Here is a 16,047-nt window from a genome sequence, read left to right as displayed (position 1 = left end):
CCATGTCCGAAACAACGCTCGACAAGGCATACCGTATGCTGACGTCAGATGATGACGGACGCGTCTGCCGCGACATTCCCGAAAGCGCCTGCAACGATCAGCCTCGCAACTTCATCACCCATATCGCCTCCCTCGGCGCCACCAAGACGGCCGACGGCCTGATCGACCCAAAGCTTGTCCTGTCATGGCTTCTGACCCAACTCGGCGCGCCTGCCGTCTTCATCGGCCTCCTCGTACCCGTCCGGGAGTCCGGCGCCCTCCTGCCGCAACTTCTGACCGCCGCCAGCCTGCGGCGGCTATCGAAGCGCAAATGGGCCTGGAGCGTTGGTAGCGCCATCCAAGGCCTCAGCGCCGCAGCCATCGCACTCGCCGCCATTTACCTTGAAGGTGCCGCTGCGGGTATCGCCATCGTGACCGCACTTGGCGTCCTTGCCCTCGCCCGCAGCGTCTGCTCGGTGACTTATAAGGACGTGCTCGGCAAGACCGTCTCAAAGGCACGGCGCGGCACCGCAACCGGCACGGCGAGCTCGCTCGCCGCCTTCTTCGTCATCATTTTTGGGGCAATCCTCGCCACCGGCACACTCTCACGAATGCCTGTGGTTCTCGCAGGCCTGCTTGTCGCTGCAGGTCTCTGGCTTCTTGCTTCCGTGCTTTTCTCCACCCTGCAGGAAGAAGCGGGCGCGACCGAGGGCGGCGCCAATCCGCTGGCGGCCGCCATGGAGAATTTCGGGCTTCTCGCAAAGGACGCGCAGCTTCGCCGCTTCATTGCGACACGCGGCCTGCTAATTTCGACTGCGCTTGCCCCGCCTTTCATGGTTGCTCTCGGCTCAAATGGTAACGCTGAAAATGCATTCGGGGGCCTCGGCCTCCTCGTCATCGCATCGGCGGGCGCCTCTCTGCTCAGCTCCTATGTCTGGGGCCGGCTAGCTGACCGCTCCAGCCGGAAGGTGCTGATCTTCTCGGCCATCGCGGCCAGTATTGCCCTTGCCGCGACTCTTGCCCTGAACGCCATCGGCCTGCTGACTTCTGTCTGGGGCCTGCCGGCTGTTATCTTCGCGCTGATGCTTGCATATCAGGGCGTGCGCCTCGGTCGCTCCACCCACCTTGTCGACATGGCCACACAGGATACGCGCGCGGCCTATACCGCCCTGTCGAACACCATCATCGGCCTGCTACTGGCCGCAGGCGGTGCCTTCAGCCTCCTGGCAGAATATGCTGGCGTTTCGGTCGTGATAGGCGTTCTCGCCGCGATGAGCGCGCTGTCCGTTCTGGTAGGTCTCGGTCTTGAGGAAGTGCAGGAGAAAGACGGTTAGGTGATCGCGGGTGCCAACCGGTCGTCTTCATCGTCGTCAGCCATTTCGTCGACCGTCGACTCCTCTGGCTCCGCCAGCTCTTCCTGCGGAATTGCGTCAGGCGCCGCGCAGACATCTGACCCTTCATCGTCCAGCGCCTCGCTGACAATGGCATTGTCTTCCGGGTCACATTCAGTGCGGCCTTGCAGGAAAGTATCCAGCCATGACAGCTCAGGTGTACGCTCAGTGAATGCTTTCAGCGCGATCAGCATTGGCGTCGACAGGAACATGCCAACGAACGACCAGAGCCACGCCCAGAAAGCGAGCGACAGGAAGACCGCCACCGCATTGAGCTTCAGCCTGCGGCCTACGGCAACAGGTGTCATGAACTGGCCTTCAGCGGTATTGATCAGCCAATAGACGAAGGGCGGTGCCAGCGTCATGAACAGGCTGTCGAACGTTACCAGTGCCATGATGAAGGCAAAGCCAATCCCTGCCAGCGACCCGACATAGGGGATGAAGTTGAGCGCAAAGGCGATCACCCCGAAAAAGACCGGGTCCGGCATACCGAGCGCCCACATGGCGAGCGCGATCACGATGCCAAGAACCAGGTTGATGACGAAGATGGTCAGGAAATAGGTCGAGAGCTGGTTCTCCACCTCCCGGGCAATGCCCACAGAGGTCCGCTTGCGCGACGCTGTCGGCATGACGCGGACCAGTTTCTCATAGAACATGTCGCCCGACCCGATCAGGAAGGTCGCCAACACGATGGCCAGGGCAGCCTGCCCCAGCACATAGGGGGTCGTCTCTGCCCACAGGCTGAAGATCCCTTCTTCGCGCACGACCACGCGCTCCGGGCCTTCATTATTGGCCTGCATTTCCTCGATCTGTTTGCCCGCCTCGCGCACGGGTTCCAGCACACCGGAAATCTCCTGCAGGCGCTCCTGTATCCGGTTCATGATCTGAGGCTCGTCGCTGAGAATCGTCGCGAGCGAGTTGGAAATCACGTAAAGCGTCACGAAAGCGGCCAGGCAGAAGACCGTCATGATAATGGCCGCCGCAAAGGCGGGTCCGATCCCTGCCTTGCTCATCCACCGGCGAACCGGGCTGAATATCAAGGCCAGGAAAAGCGCGAAGACGACTGGAATGAAGAAGGATTGGGCAAATGAAAGGGCGCCCACCGCCATCAGTACAAATAGCCCGATAATGGCCCAATGTGTGGCCGGCTCGACCTTGCCTGACAGAATACCGCTTTTCAAATCGCCCTACCCGGATTGCCCACCTCCTGGCGCCAGTGCCGGGAGCTTCATCCGATAACGGGCTACTTGCAGGAGCGTTCCCCTTGAGTGCTGCGCCTTGTCTGCGGGCCGCGCCGCCTGCGCCTCAATCTCGACGGGCCACCCCGGCCGGATGGGGCCAGACATCCTCTCGCCACAACCCTCTTCTCGCGGCGACCTTGCACACTGACACAAAACCGTCATATCCCCTGCATCCATAAACCCGGCCAAAGGCAAACCCTGACCCATGCAAGACGCTTTTCGCGCCGCCCTACGTTTTCTCCTGATCGCCGTCCTTGCGGTTTCTTCCGCGGCGGGGTTTGCCAGCGCCCAGAACCTCTCCTCCGTGTCTGGTCCGACGGTGTCAGCCGATAAGCGCGAGGTTGAATACCGTCTGGGCTGGGTCCCTGCCGAAAGCGGCGATGATGCGAGCATCGGACACCGCATCGCTTATGGTGCTTCCCTCAATGAGCGCACCGCCTTCAAGGTCTTCGCGAACCTGTCAGACAGGCCGGGTGACGATCTCAGGATCCGGAACCTCAATGCCCAATACCTCATAGAGCTATCGCCGGAGAATGCGCGTATCTGGCAAACAGGCATCCGCGTTGATGCCCGCCTGTCCACCGGCCCGGGGCCCGAGCGCATTGGCGTCAACTGGCTCAATCAGTGGCGCCTCTCTGAGACTCTCCGCGCCCGTGCCCAGTTCATTGCGACGCGGCAGCTTGGCGACGGTGCACGCGAGACGGTCGATTTCTCCTTTAGGTCCAGCCTGACATGGAAAGCCACGGACCAGTTCGACATCGCACTTCTGGCGTTCACCGACCTCGGAAACACCGATGATTTCGGTATCGACGACCGGGTACAGGAAGCTGGCCCGGCGATCAGCGGCGATTTGCCAAACGGCTATGGCTGGACGCTCGGCACGCTCTTCGGCCTGACCGACCGCGCCCCCGATCACGACTTCCGCTTCTGGATCACCAAAAGCTTCTGACCGCTTGCCCTTGCGTCCCCATTAGACAGCGCCCCTGCCTCTGCTACTCAATCCCTCAACATAGGATATGACGGAGCAGGCAATGACATTGAAAGTGGAAAAAGGCGACGGCGTCTGGACGGTCAAGTTCAACCGGCCAGAGCGGATGAACGCCATCAATGAGCCGATGTCGGTAGAGCTTTTGGAGCTCTTCGAAGACCTCCGGCGCAACGAAGACGTCCGCGTAGTGATCCTCACCGGCGAAGGGCGCGCCTTCAATGCGGGCGCAGACCTGAAAGCAGGCGGCACACCCGAAGCCCTGCGGGACGGCCCACGCGGCGACTGGCGCCTGCGCGATACGATCAAGGCGATGCGCGCCTGCCCGCAGCCGATCATCTCCCTCGTGAATGGCGCAGCCGCCGGCGGGGGTCTCGCCCTTGCGCTCGCCAGCGACATCATCGTCGCCGCCAAGGGCGCAATGCTAGTGCCTGCCTTCATCAAGATCGGCCTGTCAGGCTCAGAGCTTGGCGTCAGCTGGCGGCTTCAGCGCACAATGGGCATCTCGGCAGCGCGCGAGTTTCTTTTCACCTCACGCCCGATGAGCGCCGAAAAGGCGCTGGACCATGGCATCGTCTCCGCCGTTGTCGAGCCAGAAGAGCTCATCGCCTATGGCAACCAGCTTGCGAGCGAGATGCTGCAGGCAGCGCCGGACGCCCTGCGCGTCACCAAGCGAACGCTCGATGCCGCGCTGGAAATGTCCGACCCTGCCCTGCTGATGGAGCTTGAAGAGCGCTCCCAGTCTTCCTTCGTCCGCCGCAATATCCGCCAGCGCAAGGCAGAGACCAGCTAGTCGAACATTACGACCTGGCGGGCGACCGTGCCCTTATTGTCCTTGAGGTTCTGCAGCGCGCCCGTAATCCCCTCGAGACCGATCCGGTCGGAGACGAGATCGTCGAGGTGCAAACGGCCCTGCTTGTAGAGCTCAATGAGGCGCGGGAAGTCGACCCGGAACCGGTTCGAGCCCATGACAGCGCCCTGCAGACGCTTCTCGGTCACCAGAAGCTCAATGCCCGGCACTTCGATATTCACGCCCGGCGGGATCATGCCGATAATCGTCGAGACACCGCGCGGGCGCAGCATCAGATAGGACTGCTCGGCCGTCTGTTTGAGGCCGATACACTCAAATGAGTAATGCACGCCGCCGCCGGTCAGCTCTTTGACCTGCTCGATCGGATCGCCATTCTTCGGATTGACGAAATCGGTCGCGCCAAACTTCTTGGCCATCTTCAGCTTGTCGTCGGAAAGGTCGATCGCGATGATCCTGCTCGCCCCGGCAATCGCTGCCCCATTGATCGCCGACAGGCCCACCCCGCCGCAGCCGACCACAGCAACCGTTGAGCCCGGCTCAACTTGGGCTGCATGAAACACGGACCCGACACCGGTAATCACACCGCACCCGATCAGCGCGGCCCGGTCCATCGGCATCTCAGGGTCGATGGCGCAGAGCGTGTTCTCATGCACCAGGATCTGCTCTGCAAAGGAAGAGAGGTTCAAAAACTGGTTGAGCTTTTCCTTGCCCGCATAAAGCCGCGGCGCGTCATCCTCTGCGCGCTGGAAGAGCGGCCGGTTCACCGTATGGCAGACCGACATGTGACCCGTCAGGCAATGCTCGCACGTCCCGCAGAAGGGCGAGAGGATGGAAACGACATGGTCGCCCGGCTTCACGGCCGACACCATGCTACCCACCTGCTCGACCACGCCCGCGCTCTCATGGCCAAGGATCGTCGGCAGTTCGTGCGGGAACGCCCCATCCCAGAAGTGCACGTCGGAATGGCAGACACCAACCGCCTTCAGGCGCACCAGCACCTCACGCGGCCCCGGCTTGGAAATCGAGACCTCTTCAATCGACAGCGGCTTGTTCGGCTCGCGCAGTACGGCAGCTTTCATGGGGTTTCCTCCTGTTTGCGGGCTGCTTTGGCGCAGCCTCTTCAAGCTGGAGAAAACGCTACCATGAGGTCAGAGACCTGTCATTGCAGACGCGGCGTCACCCTTGGGGCGACGCCGCTTCCACCTACTGGCGGATCTCGTAGACGAGGCAGGCTTCGGCGCTGACGCCCATCCGGTCCGGCGTGTTTGGCAGCTCCAGCGCGTCGAGATCGTCATCGGTGATCTGCGAGGTGCCCGGGCCTGGCGGCGGCGGTGGAGGCGGTGGCGGCGGCGGCGGAGGTGGTGGCGGCGGCGCGCTGTAAAGCGAATAGCCCTCAGAGCCGCGCCATTCACCAAGGCACGGGCCAGAGCCTTCCTGCACCACCAGAAGCCGTCCGAGGCTGACTCCGACGGCCTCTGCCATCAGCTGCGCGCGCTCTCGCGCATCGACGATGGCAGCGCGATAGGCGGCCTGAAGCACATCGGTGTCGCGCTCAAGGCTGTTGCTGAAATAGCTGGACGTTTCAGGCCCCATGGCGAGCGCTGCGGCGCGCGTGCGGCTTGCCTTGGACAGGTCGCGCACACCGACCGAATAGGTCACCGTCGCTTCATAGGCGCGAATATTGTCGGCCGAGTAGTCAGTGCGCAGGTTCCCTTCGTCATCCTCGACCTGATTATAGATCGCCGAGACACTGACGCGGCTTTCAATGGTGAGGTCCTCACCAGCGACACGCTCCATCGCATCATAGGCGCTCTTTGCACGGGCCGTGGCCAGCCGGGTCGCCTCAGCTGCGGTTGCGGCCGTATTCTTGAAACCGACGGAGAAGGTCGAGCGGTTCGGATTGACCTGAAGCTCGGCGCGGCCGATCGCCTCGATGACAGGCTTGTCGATCCAGTATGGCTTGCTGAAAGTCGCCGCCTCCTGGGCAAAGGCTGGTGCGGCCAGCGCAAAGATTGCGAGTGCCGGAATAGTCTGACGCATTTGGATATCCCCCTTCTGATCTGCAATGAAATTTGCACAAAGGAAGGTGGCTCGCCAGCGGAAACTTTAAGGCGTTTTCAGGGTATTGCGCTCAGGCGAAAGGCGCGTCGATCGATTTTGAGAACGGGCTGAACAGCTTCGGCCCGTCTTCCGTCATGTAGAGGCAATCCTCCAGACGCACGCCAAACTCACCGAAAATATAGATGCCCGGCTCATTGGAGAAACACATGCCCGGGGCGAGTGGAGTGTCCTCGCCTTCGACGAAATTCACTGGCTCATGGCCATCAAGGCCGATGCCGTGCCCAAGCCTGTGAGAGAGCCCCGGCGTCCTGTAGCCCGGACCGTAGCCCTTCTGCTCATAGAAGGCCCGCACCGTCTCATCGACGAGGCCCGCCCGCACGCCAAGCTGCGCGGTTTCAAGCGCCAGCTCCTGGCCTTCCTTCACCGTATTCCAGACCTCGCGCTGCTTGGCCGTCGGTTCACCGAACACCCATGTGCGCGAAATATCCGACTCGTAGTCATGCACCCCGCAGCCGCAATCCATCAGGATGACAGAGCCCTCGCGAACCGTCTGCGGGCTACGCGTGCCATGCGGATAGGCGCTCGCCTCATTCAGCAGCACCATGGAGAACTCAACCGCGCCGCCCAGCTGGCGGGTCGCATCGCTCATCATGGCTGAGATGTCACCCTGGCTCATGCCGAGCTCCACTCGGGGATAGATGTATTTATAGGCCGCAAGCGTTATGTCGTTCGCCGTCTGCATCAGCGCAATCTCTGCAGGCGACTTGTACATGCGCACACCGCGCGTCACGCTCATGCCAGAGACGAGACTGAAAGCGGGCGCAGCCTCTGCCACACCATTCGAGACAAAGTGCCGGACGGTCTCCTCAATCGCGACCTTGCCACCCTCATAGCCCCAGTCGCTGAGCGCGCCCGCAACCAGCGCGAAAGGGTTTTCATTCTCGTGCCAGGTCCGCACCTCGACATCGGCCTTCACTGTCTCGCGGACGGACGGCTCCTCAAAGTAAGGCGTGATGACGACCGGCATGCCCTCCTGAGGGATGATGACGCCGGTAAAGCGTTCTGAGCGCCACCATTGAAGACCCGTAAAATAGACAAGCGCCGACCCCGCCTCGATGACCAGCGCCTTGATGCCCCGCGCCTGCATGAGGCTCTGGGCTTTCGCGATGCGGGCTTCGTGTTCGGACTTGCTGATCGGCTCTGCGCCGTCTGCCATGCTTTGCAGCGCACCGGCTTCAGGTGTCTGCGCGCGGGCTGCACCACTGCCTGCCGCGAGGATCAGGCCGGCTGCGCCGCCTCGCTTCAACAGATCGCGTTTCGTCAGCATGTGCAGTCCTCCCGGCGTTTCTCTACCGGGCAGCACTCTGACGGCGCGCGCCTATTTGTCCAGACACCACCGCATGATCGCCTTTTGCGCGTGCAGGCGGTTCTCTGCCTCATCGAAGACGAGCGAGTTCGGCCCGTCGATGACTTCACTATCGACCTCTTCGCCGCGATGCGCAGGCAGGCAGTGCAGGAACTTCGCGCCCGGCTGGGCAAGGTCCATCAGCTCTTCTGTGACAGCAAAAGGCTCCAGCTCCTCGAGCCGCTCATCGGCATCCGTGTCGCCCATAGACACGAAGGTATCAGCGATCACGACGTCGGCGCCCGCGACAGCGTCTTCGGCATTGCTGTAAAGCTCCACCCTGCCCTGCAGCTCGCGCGCAAGCTCGATATCGTCATCGTCCGGCACGTAACGGTCCGGCGTGCCGACAGCGAGCGTGAAGCCAAACTTCGGCGCGGCGTGGATGAAGGACGAACAGACATTGTTGCCATCGCCCACCCAGGCGAGCCGCGCGCCTTTTAGGTCCAGCCCATTCTCTTCCAGCGTCATCAGGTCCGCCATGATCTGGCAGGGATGCGAGCGATCGGTCAGGCCATTGATCACCGGCACACTGGCGGCGTCGGCAAAATCCTCGACATCGCTGTGATCATTGGCGCGGATCATCACCATATCGACATAGCGCGACAGGACGCGGGCGGTATCGCCAATGCTCTCGCCGCGGCCAAGCTGCATATCGGCAGAGTTCAGCACAATCGACGTGCCGCCAAGCTGGCGGATGCCAACATCGAAACTGGTGCGTGTGCGGGTCGACGACTTCTCGAAGATCATCGCCAGGATATGCCCATCCAGCGGTGCGCCCTCATCGACACGGCCCTTCGGCCAGCCTTTGCGGGCGGACTTCATGGCATGCGCAAGATCGAGCATCTCGCGAAGCTCGCTGGCTTCCAGTTGCCAGATATCGAGGAAATGCCTGATCGCCATGACCTGCCTGCCTTCCGCTTGGCGCCCCATGCACCAGAAATTGAAGCGCGCGCTGTAGAGCAAAACGTCTTAGGATGCAAAATTTACCATTTTGCAGACGACCACTGGAACCAATCTTCACACCAGACGATTTCATACATTTGGTACTGTACACCCCTCGCTTGTGGCGCTGGACTCTGTCGAATAAGTGCCGAAAGACACTGGTGACGAATTGGAGAGGGGCCAGCAGTTAGATGTCGAATTTGAGGCTACGCCTGCGCGAAGAAACGCGTGACGCGCATGCGTCGGTCGATACCCTGTTTGGCCAGCACGATATCGCCACCCGCGAAGGCCTTTCCATAACTCTGCAGGCGCACGCCATTGCCCTGCGCCGGACGCTCGCCGCCCTGCCCGGCCGCCAGACATTCGCCCATGCCCGCACGCTGCTTGTCATGCTGGCGGCAATCGAGTCCGATCTCGCCGCCCTGGATGAGACGCCAAGCACGGCAGATCAGACCGAAGAGATGGACAGCGCCTCTCATCCACTTGGCTTGATCTATGTAATTGCAGGGTCGCGCCTCGGTGCGCGCATACTTCTTTCAGACATTGAAAGATCCAGTGACCCCGACGTCGCCTCCGCCACCCGTTATTTTGCCTGTCCAGAGAGTGACGAGATGTGGAAAAACGTCAGCAGAACGCTCAAGCTGTGGACAGGCAGCGAAGATGAAGAAAAAGAGATAATCGCCTCAGCTCAAACCGCTTTTCGCTGGTTTGAGGCAGCGCATCGCACAGTTCAGAAAGCCAGTATCCCTGCATGACCCGTAATACCGTGTCGCCCGACACCAAGATTGACCTCACCAATTGCGATCGCGAGCCCATCCACATCCTCGGCCACGTCCAGCAATTCGGCTGCCTCATCGCCGTGAATTCCGACTGGCTGGTTCAGCACGTCTCCGTGAATGTTGCAGACTTCCTTTCGAAAGATCCGGAATCGCTCATCGGTGAGCCGCTGAAAGAGATCATCGCGCCAGATGCGCTTCAGGATATCCGCAGCCGCGTCCAGCGTCTTGATGGCGAGGACGCTGTCGAGCGTCTTTTCGGCCTGAAGCTGCTGACTGGCTCGGATGAGAAGTTCAACACCGCTGTCCACATGTCGGGCCAGTCGGTCGTCATCGAGATTGAGCCACAGCGCGCCGAGATGACCTCGGACTATACCTCCTATGTGCGCCCGATGATCGACCGGGTACGCAAGGCGAAGACGGTGCCCGAGCTTTGCAAGATTGCCGCGCGCCAGATGAAGGCGCTGACCGGCTTTGACCGCGTCATGGTCTACCGTTTTGGCGCCGACCAGTCCGGCGAAGTCATCGCCGAGGCTGTCAGCCCGAACGTGGATTCCTTTTTTGGCCTCCACTACCCGGCGAGCGACATTCCGCAGCAGGCGCGCGAACTCTACCGCCGCAACTTGCTGCGGATCATCTCGAACGTTGGTGAAACTGTCTCGCCAATCATTCCAGAGCGCAGCCCTGAAGGCCAGCCGCTCGACCTTTCAATGAGCGGGCTTCGTGCCGTCTCACCCATACATATCGAATATCTGAAGAATATGGGTGTCGACGCGTCTCTGTCGGTGTCGATCCTCCACCGCGAGGACCTCTGGGGCCTCTTCGCCTGCCACCATTACGAGCCGCGGGTCCTGTCCTACGAAATCCGCTCGGCCGCAGAACTCTTCGCCCAGCTTTTTACCTTCGTGCTGGGCCAGCTGCTCGCTGACGAAGCGAGCGAGCATACCCGCCGCGTTCAGGTGCTGCATGACAAGCTGATGGCCCAGCTGGCAGGCGGCCAGTCGGTGCGCGACCACTTCTCGACCATTGCCGAAGCCTTGAGTTCCGTAATCCCGAATGACGGCGTTGCTGCCTATGTCGATGGGGATTTCGTCACGCTGGGCACCACGCCCACGCGCGAAGAATTCATGGGCATCATCCGCTTCCTGAACACAACCGCCGGCGGCCGGGCCTATGCGACGGATGAGCTTGGCGCCGTGCATCCACCTGCGCAGGATTATGTCGACCGCGCCGCAGGCCTTCTCGCGGTTCCGGTATCACGCCGCCCGCGCGACTACATCGTTCTTTTCCGGCAGGAATTTACCCGCAAGGTGAACTGGGCCGGCAATCCGGAAAAATCCGTGACTCTCGGACCGAACGGCGCGCGCCTCACCCCGCGCAAGAGCTTCGAGACCTGGCAGCAGACCGTCACCGGTCAGTCGGTGCCTTGGCTCAAGTCAGAGATCGCCGCGGCCGAGCAGCTTCGAGTCACCCTGCTCGAAGTCGTCCTTCGCATGTCGGACGAGGCCAATCAGGAGCGCATGCGCGCGAATGAGCGCCAGGAGCTTCTCATCGCAGAGCTCAATCACCGCGTCCGCAATATTCTGAACCTGATCCGCGGCCTTGTCGGCCAGAGCTCACGCGAGGCGAGCTCCGTCGAGGAATTGAGCAATATTATCGGAAACCGCGTGCATGCGCTCGCCCGCGCCCATGACCAGCTCACCGAAGACAATTGGGGCCCTGCTTCGCTACAGTCATTGGTCCGCACGGAAACAGAAGCCTATCTTGGCAACAAGGCTTCTCGCGTGCGGGTCGAAGGGCCGGATGTCCTTCTCATGCCAAACGCGTTCAGCACAGTCTCCCTCGTCCTGCACGAGCTGACGACGAATTCGGCCAAATATGGCGCCCTCGCAGATTCTGACGGCGAAATCATTATCACGATCAAGCCAGAGGCCGACGACGATCTCACGCTTGAATGGCGAGAGCGTGGTGGCCCAGCTGTCCAGGCCCCATCCCGTCAGGGGTTCGGCACGACGATCATCACGAGGTCGATCCCGCATGAGCTCGGCGGTACGGCCGACGTCCGCTACGCGTTTACGGGTCTTGAGGCTGATTTCGTCATTCCATCCAAGCACGTGTCGAAGTTTGTCGAGACGGCGTATGCGCCGACGACCGCCGCGCCCCTGCCGGCCGCGCGAGAAACCGGTCAATCCGGTCTTCAAGGCCCCGTTCTCCTAGTCGAAGACAATATGATCATCGCGCTCGATGCTGAAGACATCCTGCGTGATGCCGGGGCCGAAACCGTGTCGGTCTGCTCGTCAGTGCGTGAAGCGCGACAGGCAATGGCCTCGACGGAGTTCCGCATCGCCCTTCTCGACGTCAATCTCGGCAATGAAACGAGCGAGCCGGTCGCGCATGATCTGAAGGACAATGGTACGCCCTTCATCTTTGCAACGGGCTATGGCGACTCCAGTGTCCTGTCCTCAAAGTTCCCGTCAGTGCCGGTGCTGAAAAAGCCCTACAACAAGACAGACCTGCTGAACGCGCTCAATTCTGCCATGTCGAAGGACTAATCAGCCCGTCTCTTCCTTGCCTTTAGGCCCGTCAGACGTACAGTTTGAGCGATGACAACTGCACTCGTTCCAACAGAAACGCCGAGCGTCCCTGACAAACCGGCCGATGGCCCGATGCTTATCGGCTGCATCCTTGATGGCCGGGGCGGCGCGACGGAGATTGACTGGCAGACCGCAAAGAATTGGGTGCCGTCGAGGTCCGGCGAAGTCCTCTGGCTCCACCTCGACCGGATGTATGAGGATCTGGACGATTGGCTGATCGAGTCGCTGAACCTCTGCGAGGCCACGGCCGAACTCCTTCTCTCTAACGAAACACGCCCCCGCGCCTTTCGGGAGCGCGACAGCCTGATCACCGTCCTGCGCGGCATCAACTTCAATCCGGGCGCAGAGCCTGAAGACATGATCGCCATGCAGATCTGGAGCGATGGCCAGCGGCTGATAACGCTACGCCGCAGACGTCTTCAGACGCCGCGCGATATCCATCAGGAATTACTGGCCGGACGCGGCCCCTGCTCGGCTGGCGACCTCTTCACCACGCTTGCCGAGCAGCTTGTCATCAAGATGAATTTTTCCATCGTCGACATGAACAACCGTATCGATGAAATGGAAGAGGATGAGGACACTGACGTCGACGAACTCCTGTCCGAGATCGCCACGATCAGGCGCAATTGCCTCGCGCTAAAACGCTATATGTCACCGCAGCATGAGGCGATGCTGGCCGTCCAGAAATCGCCGCCGCCCTGGCTGTCGGAAGACAACCTCACCGACATCCGCGAGATTGGCGAGCGTCTCAAACGTTATCTCGAAGACCTTGATGTTTCGAAGGAAAGCGCCATCGTCCTGCAGGATGATCTCAATAATCGCGCGCAGGCCAAGATGAACCAGACGATGTACATGCTGTCCATCGTTGCGGCGATCTTCCTGCCGCTCGGCTTTCTGACCGGTCTTCTCGGGATCAATGTCGGCGGCATGCCCGGCGTCGATTCTTCCAATGCCTTCTGGATCACCTGCAGCGCGCTGGTCGTCCTGATGGGCTTCCAGTTCTTCATTTTCAGGAAACTCAAATGGCTCTGATGACGATTGCCTCATTCCTCGCCCGGCAAGCCACACCAAGCGAGCAGATCGCCGAGGAGTTGCCTGCCGGTGAGGAGGATGCCCAAGACGGATCTGGCAGCGACGCCGCCGACAACAGCGAAAGCAGCAATAGCGATTTCGTCCAATCGAACATTGAGTGGGAAGACATTCGCGAAAGCGCGATCTCGACCTTTCAGAGCTTTCAGGAGAACTTCATCTCATGGGGCTCGCTCTGGCAGCTTCTGGCCGTGCTGGCTGCGCTGGGCCTTGGATTCGTCGCCTCCCGCTACCCGACCAAACGCCTTCGGGCCTGGGCAGATGCACGTGAGACGCGCGATGTCCTGACAAGGCTTGCCCATTCGGTCGCCAAGATCATCTGGCCCGCTTTCACCGTCATAGGCCTCTGGATCGCCACCGCCGTTTTCGAGGCGGTCGGCTTCCCGAATGAAGGCCTGCGTGTCGCTGCAAGCCTCATGAATGCATGGATCGTGGTACGTTTTGTGACCGCGAACATGCAGCCAGGCTTCTGGCAGACGGCCATCGCTGTCGTGGCGTGGACCGTCGCAGCCCTCTACATCCTGCACCTTCTTGACCCTGTCACGGACGCGCTGAACGCCGCTGCCTTCACGGTCGCTGGCGTCAAGGTGACCTTGCTGCGCGTCATTACGAGCATCTTCATCGCGGTTGTCGCGCTCTGGCTTGGACGGATAGCCGGGGATGCGGCGCAGTCCCAACTGAAATCGAACAAGTCGCTCAATCCGTCTATCGCCGGCATTCTGGGTCAGGTGCTCAAGGTCGGCTTCATGGCCGCCGCGATCATCGTCGCCATGTCGACACTAGGCATCAATCTGACGGCGCTGACCGTCTTTGGCGGTGCCCTCGGTGTCGGTATCGGTTTTGGCCTTCAGTCGATCTTCTCGAACTTCATTTCGGGCGTCATCATTCTCTTCGAACGCTCTGTTAAAGTTGGAGATTTTATCGAGCTTCAGTCAGGCGTGACGGGTCTCGTGAAGGAGATCAACATTCGCTCGACGCTGGTCACCACGAACGACAATGTCGATATCCTGGTCCCCAATGAGGAGTTCATCAAGGCGCAGGTCATCAACTGGACACTGCGCGATGCGCGCCGGCGTATGCGGATCGGTTTCGGTGTCGCCTATGGCACTGACAAGGAGCTGGTGAAGAAAGCCGCGCTCGAGGCTGCCGAAGCCGTGCCCTGGACGTTCAGCGGCATCCCTGGCCGTGAGCCGCAAGTCTGGCTCGTCGGCTTTGGCGACTCCAGCCTCGACTTTGAACTCGTCGTCTGGCTGACCGAAGAAGCCGTGAAAAAGCCATCGCGCGTGAAGGCCGACTACTATTGGGAGCTGCATACCGCGCTCTACAAATACGAGATCGAGATCCCCTTCCCGCAGCGCGATATCAATTTCCGCAATGTCGGAGAGATCGCCCTGCTCAAGGATGGCGCGCGTGTCAGCGACGCAAAGCCAAAGCCCGAGCCTCTGCCGCCGTCATCGCCATCGCCGCTGCGCGACGAGGCAGAGGGCGGCGCCTCGAGCCTTGCGGGCGAAGGTGACGATGGCGACGGGGATGCTGGCGACTAGCGGCTGAGCCAGTCCTCGGCGGCCTGCAACGCCAGATCTGGTCCATCGCCATTGTCAGCAATGACGGGGTATGGCGGGTGCCAGACATGCCGCTCCATGCCCTTGATATGATAGAGATCGTAGCTCGGCAGGCGAACCGACCAGCCGCTAGCTGGCAACTGGAAGCTCTCGACCCCGCCGGCAAGCGCAGCCATTCGAGAGCCGAAAACGCGCGCCCGGCGAAGGCCATCAAAGCCGATCGCCAGCCCCTCGCCCATACTGCCCGTCCAGCGCCCGGCGAGCACGGCAACCCGGCCTTTGACGCGCCAAGGCCCGCGTGAAGCGACATGCCGGACGGCCTCGCCTTCCCAACGCGGACCAGCCTTCTGATAGGGTTTCACGCCCCGAATAAAGCGGCCAAGCATCGGCTCTGCGACGCCCGTATTGCCGCCGCTCGGCGTATTTCGAAGGTCAATGATCCAGCCGGATGCGCCTTGCAGCGCTTCAAGCGCAGCGTCGAACGCGGCAACGGCCGCTTCATCGCCAAGCGAATCCTCGATGCTGATATAGCCGATATTGCCTTCGAGCCGCTTGTAGGTGACCGGCTCCTTGGGCTGTTCAGGCATAGGCTCATCGAGGATCAGATTGAGCTCCGTCCCGCCCCGCTCGACGGTGACACCGCGCATCTGGCCGCGATATCCCGCCGCCTGCGCATTCAGCGCCCAATTGAGCCGCGCTTCGCTAACCGCGTTTCGGCCATACCGGATCCGGTCACTGGCCGCGCTCAACACAGGCATGCCATTCATCGCGACGACGCGGTCGCCCACTTGCAGACCAGCATTGGCCGCCCCAGAGCCCGGCCGGACCGCCGTCACCACGGCATCGCCGCCTTCGAAATCAAGCCAGTAATCGCTCCCCGATGGCACTAGCCGCGGTGAGGTCGAGGAGTTGATGTTCAGCGAGGCGTGATTGTCCCAGAGCTGGTCGAGCATGTGTTCGAGCAGCTCAAGGTGCCCGGCTGGCGTTGCCGCAGCCTCTGTCAGGGCCGCCTCCCGCGCCGCTTCGCAAGTCGCCTCCCAGACGCTCTTGCGCGGCGCGAAGTAGACATAGTGCTCACGCACGAGCGCGCAGAGCGCCTCGACATCCTTCAGCGCGTCGCTCTTTTCCTCAGTTGGAAAGTCTTTTGCAGGTCCAGAGGATGTTTGCGCGTATCCATGGTGCACTGACGGTGCAGCCACGGTGCATAGGCA

Annotated in this window: 13 protein-coding genes; 7 read left to right on the top strand and 6 right to left on the bottom strand. The window is 61.2% G+C overall.

Going from position 1 to position 16,047, the window contains the following annotated elements; translation table 11 throughout:
- The first annotated feature begins 2 nt into the window (after positions 1 to 2).
- The gene (locus KUV46_11430) at positions 3 to 1,313 is read left to right on the top strand and encodes an MFS transporter (GenBank protein QYI99949.1); all 1,311 of its coding nucleotides are present in this window, start codon (positions 3 to 5) and stop codon (positions 1,311 to 1,313) included.
- On the opposite strand, the gene KUV46_11425 is transcribed toward KUV46_11430, so the two are convergent.
- Positions 1,310 to 2,551: an AI-2E family transporter gene (locus KUV46_11425; protein ID QYI99948.1), complete on the bottom strand. Its 1,242-nt coding sequence runs from the start codon at positions 2,549 to 2,551 to the stop codon at positions 1,310 to 1,312. The genes KUV46_11430 and KUV46_11425 overlap by 4 nt on opposite strands.
- Before the next feature lie 265 nt (positions 2,552 to 2,816).
- On the opposite strand from KUV46_11425, the gene KUV46_11420 reads away from it, so the two are divergent.
- Complete coding sequence (locus KUV46_11420) at positions 2,817 to 3,560, top strand: hypothetical protein (GenBank protein ID QYI99947.1); 744 nt, start codon at positions 2,817 to 2,819, stop codon at positions 3,558 to 3,560.
- Between the two features lie 82 nt (positions 3,561 to 3,642).
- Positions 3,643 to 4,389, top strand: a complete 747-nt coding sequence (locus tag KUV46_11415; protein QYI99946.1) for an enoyl-CoA hydratase/isomerase family protein — start codon at positions 3,643 to 3,645, stop codon at positions 4,387 to 4,389.
- Here KUV46_11415 and KUV46_11410 read toward each other — a convergent pair.
- The 4 genes from KUV46_11410 to argF all read right to left on the bottom strand — a co-directional run bounded on the left by KUV46_11410 (position 4,386) and on the right by argF (position 8,767).
- Positions 4,386 to 5,486 carry a Zn-dependent alcohol dehydrogenase gene (locus KUV46_11410; GenBank protein QYI99945.1) on the bottom strand — a complete coding sequence of 367 codons (1,101 nt, stop codon included), beginning with the start codon at positions 5,484 to 5,486 and terminating at the stop codon, positions 4,386 to 4,388. The genes KUV46_11415 and KUV46_11410 overlap by 4 nt on opposite strands.
- Positions 5,487 to 5,610: 124 nt before the next feature.
- Positions 5,611 to 6,447 (bottom strand): SIMPL domain-containing protein, encoded by an 837-nt coding sequence (locus KUV46_11405; protein QYI99944.1) that lies wholly within the window; start codon positions 6,445 to 6,447, stop codon positions 5,611 to 5,613.
- Between the two features lie 91 nt (positions 6,448 to 6,538).
- Entirely contained in the window at positions 6,539 to 7,795 is a 1,257-nt protein-coding gene (locus KUV46_11400; GenBank protein ID QYI99943.1) for a Xaa-Pro peptidase family protein, read from the bottom strand.
- A 51-nt stretch (positions 7,796 to 7,846) separates the two neighbouring features.
- Positions 7,847 to 8,767 carry an ornithine carbamoyltransferase gene (argF, locus tag KUV46_11395; protein QYJ02399.1) on the bottom strand — a complete coding sequence of 307 codons (921 nt, stop codon included), beginning with the start codon at positions 8,765 to 8,767 and terminating at the stop codon, positions 7,847 to 7,849.
- 239 nt (positions 8,768 to 9,006) lie between these two features.
- Between argF and KUV46_11390 the strand changes: the two genes are divergently transcribed.
- From KUV46_11390 to KUV46_11375, 4 genes are read left to right on the top strand one after another with little or no spacing between them, the layout of a single operon-like run.
- Positions 9,007 to 9,570: a biliverdin-producing heme oxygenase gene (locus tag KUV46_11390; GenBank protein QYI99942.1), complete on the top strand. Its 564-nt coding sequence runs from the start codon at positions 9,007 to 9,009 to the stop codon at positions 9,568 to 9,570.
- Entirely contained in the window at positions 9,567 to 12,143 is a 2,577-nt protein-coding gene (locus KUV46_11385) for a GAF domain-containing protein (GenBank protein ID QYI99941.1), read from the top strand. Before KUV46_11390 ends, KUV46_11385 begins: the two co-directional genes overlap by 4 nt.
- A gap of 51 nt (positions 12,144 to 12,194) precedes the next feature.
- Positions 12,195 to 13,217: a zinc transporter ZntB gene (locus tag KUV46_11380; protein QYI99940.1), complete on the top strand. Its 1,023-nt coding sequence runs from the start codon at positions 12,195 to 12,197 to the stop codon at positions 13,215 to 13,217.
- Positions 13,208 to 14,818 (top strand): mechanosensitive ion channel, encoded by a 1,611-nt coding sequence (locus KUV46_11375; GenBank protein ID QYI99939.1) that lies wholly within the window; start codon positions 13,208 to 13,210, stop codon positions 14,816 to 14,818. Before KUV46_11380 ends, KUV46_11375 begins: the two co-directional genes overlap by 10 nt.
- Here KUV46_11375 and KUV46_11370 read toward each other — a convergent pair.
- Positions 14,815 to 16,035, bottom strand: coding sequence for a PDZ domain-containing protein (locus KUV46_11370; GenBank protein QYI99938.1), 1,221 nt, complete (start codon positions 16,033 to 16,035; stop codon positions 14,815 to 14,817). The two genes, KUV46_11375 and KUV46_11370, sit on opposite strands and share 4 nt — an antisense overlap.
- Between the last annotated feature and the right edge of the window lie 12 nt (positions 16,036 to 16,047).

Origin of the sequence: Thalassovita mediterranea (assembly GCA_019448215.1) — a bacterium.
In the GTDB taxonomy this organism is placed as follows: Bacteria; Pseudomonadota; Alphaproteobacteria; order Caulobacterales; family Hyphomonadaceae; genus Henriciella.
This window is presented reverse-complemented; position numbering and strand designations above follow the sequence as displayed.

Coding starts and splice junctions, on each gene's coding strand:
- KUV46_11375 (QYI99939.1), top strand. CDS start 13,208: ATGGCTCTGATGACGATTGCCTCATTCCTCGCCCGGCAAGCCACACCA.
- KUV46_11420 (QYI99947.1), top strand. CDS start 2,817: ATGCAAGACGCTTTTCGCGCCGCCCTACGTTTTCTCCTGATCGCCGTC.
- KUV46_11400 (QYI99943.1), bottom strand. CDS start 7,795: ATGCTGACGAAACGCGATCTGTTGAAGCGAGGCGGCGCAGCCGGCCTG.
- KUV46_11430 (QYI99949.1), top strand. CDS start 3: ATGTCCGAAACAACGCTCGACAAGGCATACCGTATGCTGACGTCAGAT.
- KUV46_11380 (QYI99940.1), top strand. CDS start 12,195: ATGACAACTGCACTCGTTCCAACAGAAACGCCGAGCGTCCCTGACAAA.
- KUV46_11410 (QYI99945.1), bottom strand. CDS start 5,486: ATGAAAGCTGCCGTACTGCGCGAGCCGAACAAGCCGCTGTCGATTGAA.
- KUV46_11385 (QYI99941.1), top strand. CDS start 9,567: ATGACCCGTAATACCGTGTCGCCCGACACCAAGATTGACCTCACCAAT.
- KUV46_11390 (QYI99942.1), top strand. CDS start 9,007: ATGTCGAATTTGAGGCTACGCCTGCGCGAAGAAACGCGTGACGCGCAT.
- KUV46_11405 (QYI99944.1), bottom strand. CDS start 6,447: ATGCGTCAGACTATTCCGGCACTCGCAATCTTTGCGCTGGCCGCACCA.
- KUV46_11415 (QYI99946.1), top strand. CDS start 3,643: ATGACATTGAAAGTGGAAAAAGGCGACGGCGTCTGGACGGTCAAGTTC.